Annotated in this window: 6 protein-coding genes, 1 tRNA gene and 1 riboswitch; of the genes, 2 read left to right on the forward strand and 5 right to left on the reverse strand. The window is 55.6% G+C overall.

Features of this window, described 5'->3' with window-relative positions; all coding sequences use genetic code 11:
* Complete coding sequence (locus JRI46_12030) at window positions 1-714, forward strand: rRNA pseudouridine synthase (protein ID MBW2040293.1); 714 nt, start codon at window positions 1-3, stop codon at window positions 712-714.
* Window positions 711-1,283, forward strand: a complete 573-nt coding sequence (locus JRI46_12035) for a hypothetical protein (GenBank protein MBW2040294.1) — start codon at window positions 711-713, stop codon at window positions 1,281-1,283. Before JRI46_12030 ends, JRI46_12035 begins: the two co-directional genes overlap by 4 nt.
* A 343-nt stretch (window positions 1,284-1,626) precedes the next feature.
* Here JRI46_12035 and JRI46_12040 read toward each other — a convergent pair whose 3' ends face one another.
* The 5 genes from JRI46_12040 to JRI46_12060 all read right to left on the reverse strand — a co-directional run bounded on the left by JRI46_12040 (window position 1,627) and on the right by JRI46_12060 (window position 5,222).
* Window positions 1,627-2,859 (reverse strand): molybdopterin molybdotransferase MoeA, encoded by a 1,233-nt coding sequence (locus JRI46_12040; GenBank protein MBW2040295.1) that lies wholly within the window; start codon window positions 2,857-2,859, stop codon window positions 1,627-1,629.
* Window positions 2,856-3,284 carry an MOSC domain-containing protein gene (locus JRI46_12045; protein MBW2040296.1) on the reverse strand — a complete coding sequence of 143 codons (429 nt, stop codon included), beginning with the start codon at window positions 3,282-3,284 and terminating at the stop codon, window positions 2,856-2,858. The genes JRI46_12040 and JRI46_12045 overlap by 4 nt, the downstream gene beginning before the upstream one ends.
* A 185-nt stretch (window positions 3,285-3,469) precedes the next feature.
* Window positions 3,470-3,958 (reverse strand): cyclic pyranopterin monophosphate synthase MoaC, encoded by a 489-nt coding sequence (gene moaC, locus JRI46_12050; GenBank protein MBW2040297.1) that lies wholly within the window; start codon window positions 3,956-3,958, stop codon window positions 3,470-3,472.
* Window positions 3,959-3,963: 5 nt separating this feature from the next.
* Window positions 3,964-4,944, reverse strand: coding sequence for a GTP 3',8-cyclase MoaA (gene moaA / locus JRI46_12055; protein ID MBW2040298.1), 981 nt, complete (start codon window positions 4,942-4,944; stop codon window positions 3,964-3,966).
* Window positions 4,945-5,006: 62 nt separating this feature from the next.
* Window positions 5,007-5,126, reverse strand: a riboswitch (molybdenum cofactor riboswitch).
* Window positions 5,127-5,134: 8 nt separating this feature from the next.
* Window positions 5,135-5,222: transfer RNA gene (locus tag JRI46_12060), tRNA-Leu, on the reverse strand.
* Window positions 5,223-5,338: the final 116 nt, after the last annotated feature.

Genomic DNA, 5,338 nt, shown 5'->3' on the forward strand with positions numbered 1-5,338 from the left:
CTGGTGCGGCTGCAAAAGGTCCTCTCCGAGGCAGGAGTTGCCTCTAGGCGAGGCGGAGAGGACCTGATCCTCACAGGTAGAGTCAGCGTCAACGGCGAGGTGATCAGGGAGTTGGGGTTCAAGGCCGATCCCTATCTTGATCAGATTAGGGTGGATGGAAGGCTGGTCCCCCGCCGCTGCCCCAAGGTCTATTACCTCCTCTACAAACCTCGGAGGGTCATTACCTCCTTAAAGGACCCCGAGGGGAGGCCCACCGTAATGGATCTCATCCCGAAGCTCAAGGCCAAGGTCTTCCCTGTGGGGAGGCTCGACTACGACGCCGAGGGGCTCCTGTTACTCACCAATGATGGGGAGCTGGCTATGAAGCTCACCCATCCCCACTACGGGGCCCCCAGGATCTATCTGGTAAAGGTAAGAGGGGTACTGACCCCGGAGGAGATAAAGAGGGTGGAGAAGGGGGTAAAGTTAGAGGATGGGATGGGGCCTCCCTTGAAGGTCACACCGATGAGGAGGCTCACAAAGAACTCCTGGCTAAGGGTTACCCTGCGGGAGGGGAGAAACCGGGTGATCAAGAGGACCTTTGCGGCGATTCATCACCCTGTCTTGCAGCTCAAGCGGATCAGATTTGCCTCCCTCACCTTGAAGGGACTCCGACCAGGGGAGTGTCGTCCCCTATCACCAGAAGAGATAGAGAAGTTGCGGGAGTGGGTATGATACCCTGGCTGGAGATCCGTCGAAAGATGATGCACACCTACCCCCTTGCCATCCCCATTGTGTATCACTATATCTCCAAGGAAACAGCCTTGACAATCCTGCTCCCCATCTTCGCCTTTTACATCTTCGGTGATATCCTAAGGCATTTCCACAAGGGGTACAGGGAGCTATTCGATCGGATCATCTCATCCCGCTTCCTCCGGGAGCGGGAGAGAAAGGGGCTCATCGGGTCCACCTACTTCATCATCGGTACGCTGTTGACCATCCTCATTTTCCCTAAGGAGGTGGCCATCGCCAGCCTCTATATCCTCATCATCTGCGATGCCTCGGCAGGCATTGTGGGCAGTAGTTGGGGGAGGATCCAGCTTTTTCGGGAAAAGACCGTGGAGGGGAGCATCGCCTTCTTCGCCACCGGGATGATCGTGGTGGCCTGTACCATGACGGGCAACCTCTTTTGGGGCACAGCAGGGGTGTTAGGAGCTACCCTTGCCGAACTCTTCACCTTAAAATTGGACGACAACCTGACCATCCCTCTGGTGGCAGGGGGGATCATGATGATAGGGTTCTAGAGTTACGATACTATGCCAGCATGCCCCGCTTATTAAAGCGGGGATGAATGGCATTATTACACATTCCCCTCCCCTGGCGGGAGGGGTAAGGGGAGGGGGAGAAGATGTTTTTAGGAAAGCCAAGAAGCCCCGCCTTTTAAGGCGGGGGCTTTACTATATAGATCGATGGTTCTATGTTTTATTCTCCTCAAATCGAAAAAAGGATTCTAGGATTTAAGGGTTCAGGTGCTTGTTTCCCTCTAGAATCCTTGAACCCTGGAGCCCTCGAACCCTGAGAGTTGACCCCTCAAATCGTTTCCATTCCAACAACCAATCTGGAAATGGCTTTATTTGAAAAAGGCTTTCAAAAAGGCCATACCTCTACCTCTTCTCCCTCCTCGACTCCCTCGGAGTCCATCTCGACCCTGAGCAGACCATCCCCCTTCACCATCGTAGATATGGACCCTGACTTCCCAAATATGGGGACGGCCACCAGCTCATCCCCTTCCAGGGCAAATTTGACCCTCACATAGTCCTCCCTGCCCTGGGCCGATGGGATATTTCTGGAGGCCTTCGCCCTGAGGGTCCAGGGATAGGGGGTATCCCAGTCCTTGCGCCCGCCCATCCTCCAGAGGGAAGGGGCTACTAAAGTAATAAAGATCACCATGGCTGATACAGGGTGTCCTGGCAGCCCCCAGATCACCTTTTCGCCAACTTTGGCCAATATGGTCGGCTTGCCAGGGCTCAGCGCCACCCCGTGTAGGAGGATTTCCGCCTGCGCCAGGGAGCCAATGGCCTCGATGGTGAGGTCCCTTGTTCCTACCGAACTCCCCCCCGAGATCACCACCACATCACTTTTAGCAAGCCCTTCTTCCAGCTTCCCTTGCAGGTCCCTCAGCTCGTCCTTGGCGATGCCGAAGTGGAAGGGCTCTCCCCCCGCCTCCAGGGTCAAGGCCCAGAGGGTATAGCGATTTGTGTCCCTGATCTCCCCTCCTTGAGGAACGGAGTCTATGGGGACCACCTCATCACCCGAAGATATGATTCCCACCCGCGGCCGGCGATATACCCTCACCATCCCCCTGCCCAGGGAGGCCAGGGCCCCCAAATCCTGGGGCCGCAGGCGATGACCCTTCTCCAAGATCCTCTCCCCCTCTTTTATATCCTCTCCTTGCTGGATCACATTCTCCCCCGGGGCCACGGCCCGGAAGACCTCGATGGTCCTCTCGTCGATAACCTGGGTATACTCCACCATCACCACAGCATCGGCCCCTTCCGGGAGCATCCCCCCCGTGGAGATCCGCACCGCCCCTGCGGGACCTACACCGATAGCAGGTTTTTCTCCCATCTTGACCTCCCCACACACCTCCAAGAGGGCGGGACTCCCCTCAGAGGCCCCGAAGGTATCCTTGGCCCGCAGGGCGTACCCATCCATGGCCGAGCGGTCAAAGGGGGGAAATGCATCCGAGCAGATGACATCCTCAGCCAGGACCCTCCCCGAAGCATTTTCCAATACTACACCCTCTCCCCCCAAGGGAGTGAGCCCTTTAAGGGTCTCCTTTACCTGCTGCGTGGTTTGGACCCGGAAAAAATCCATTATTCCCCCTCCAGAGGGGTTACGGGGTCGCCCACCTTGACCCTTCCGCTTTTGGTGACCTTCCCGAACCTCCCCTCACGGCTGACGATATATGACCTTCCCTCCTCCTTAGGTATCTCCTTGCCGATGTGGTAGATCGAGACCTCGGCCTCACCGATCATCAACCTCCTACCTATCCTCAACTCCTCTATAGGAATTCCCTCAATGGTGATGTTCTCAGTATAGTCGTCATCAGAGATGGCGGACCTGATGGAGGGGGGTGCCAGGGCCATGGCCTCCAGGGGGAGGACGCTTATCTGTCTGTCCCCCTCACCGGCATGGGCGTCGCCCATCAAACCCCAACCCTTTTGGAGATATCCCTCCTGTACATTCCTCTTGGGGACCCCCCTTTTTTCGGCCCTATTTACGGCGATCACCCTCCCCTTCATCTCCTCCTCCCCAAACCCTCATGAGGGTTTATCCTCACCCCCAGCCTATATAAAATACAGGATTCAAGAATTCTAGGACTCGAGGGGACTAGTAAAAATATGTTTGAAGCCTGGAAACCTTGACCCCTAGCCCCCTAAAGTAAGGATCAAAACACGTGGGGACCGAAATGGTTTAGAAACTCAATCTATCGTGAAGTACTCTCACGGTAAAAGTGTCCGCTCTTCCCTCCCTTCTTTTCCACCAGGTGGATGTGAGATATCACCATCTCCCGATCCACTGCCTTGCACATATCGTAGATGGTCAGGGCGGCGGTGGCCACCGCCACCAAGGCCTCCATTTCCACCCCTGTTTGCCCCTTCAGCTTGACACGTGCCTCGATCTCTACCTTGTACTCCTCCTCTACTGGATGGAAGGCGATCTCCACCCCGGTGATATTTAATGGGTGGCACATAGGGATTAGCTCTGCTGTCTTCTTGGCCCCCATAATGCCGGCGACCCTGGCCACCCCCAATACATCTCCTTTCTCTATCCCTTCTGCCGAGATCCTCTGGAAGGTCTCCGGCCGCATCAAGACCGCGCCTCTAGCTGTGGCCTCCCGTAAGGTGACTTCCTTTTCAGTGACATCGACCACCTTCGCCCTTCCCCTCTCATCCAAGTGGGTAAGTCTCTTCATCTCTTTTATCCTCCTATGGCGTACATTCCCCTCTGACACTTCTTGAAGCGGAAATCCCCGATCCTGTGCCCCTGCGGTTTGGCCTGCAGGGCCTGATAGAGGATCTCCTCCAGCTTTGCTTCATCCCCCGATCCTCTCAAGACACCCTTCAGCTCGATCTCCTCATCGGAGAAGAGGCAGGTCCTGATCTTCCCGTCGGGGGTGAGACGGAGGCGGTTACACAGGGAGCAAAAATGGCTGCTGATGGGGGAAACAAACCCGATCTCCCCCTTACCCCCCTTTAGATAATACCTCTTGGCTGGCCCATCGTTATCCTGGTGTCTTATGGGGATCATCTCTCCTATCTCCATGATCTCCTCCATGAGCTGGGAGTAGGGGACCACCTGCTCTTCGCTCCAGCCGTTTGCCTCACCCACGGGCATAAACTCGATGAAACGAACATGGAGGGGATAGGTGAAGCTTAAGCGGGCGAAATCCTTTACCTCATCATCGTTAAACCCCTTGATGACGACTATGTTGATTTTTACCGGGCAGAGGCGGCACCGCAGGGCCTCTTCGATGCCCCCCCACACCTCCTTGAATCTGTCCCTCCTGGTGATATAGGCGAATCTGTCAGGGCGTAAGGTATCGAGACTGATGTTGATGCGCCGAAGCCCCACCTTGACCAGATCCATTGCGTACTCCTTGAGGAGAACCCCGTTGGTTGTCAGGCTCAGGTCTCTTATCCCCTCGGTACCCGCAATCCCTTTGATGAGGTCCACCACCTCCTTCCTCACCAAAGGTTCCCCGCCGCTCAGGCGGACCTTGGAAATCCCGTTGCGGGCGAAGATCTCGACCACCTTCAGGATCTCCTCATAGGTAAGGAGCTCTTTATGTTCGATCAACTCCACCCCTTCCTCTGGCATACAATAGCGGCAGCGCAGATTGCACCGATCAGTGATGGATATCCGCAAGTAGTTTATTTCCCGATAATAGTCGTCGAGCAGTAGCTTCATGTTCCCCTCAAATTTTAAGGGCCGATGACCCCGTGTCGGCCATCGGCCCATCATTACCTACTCCTGGACCTCCTTTCCAAACACGGGAGGCGTGGCCGTTTCCAGCCGCACCTTTTCGGCCACCCTCCATATCCCCATGGACTTAGGAGGAGGGCTCGGAAGATCCACACTTTACTTAATTTGGTGCCGGAGGAGGGATTCGAACCCTCACAGGCGAAAAGCCCGGGGGATTTTGAGTCCCCTGCGTCTCCCAGTTCCGCCACTCCGGCTTTCTATAAAATATAGGGCTTCCCTCCATCCATGTCAATCAAAAAGTATTGACACAGGCGGAGAGCTCACATATAATTTGAATAATAAAGGGGCTGTAGCTCAGTTGGGAGAGCGC

It is taken from the genome of Deltaproteobacteria bacterium, from assembly GCA_019308925.1.
Lineage (GTDB): Bacteria > Desulfobacterota > B13-G15 > B13-G15 > RBG-16-54-18 > JAFDHG01.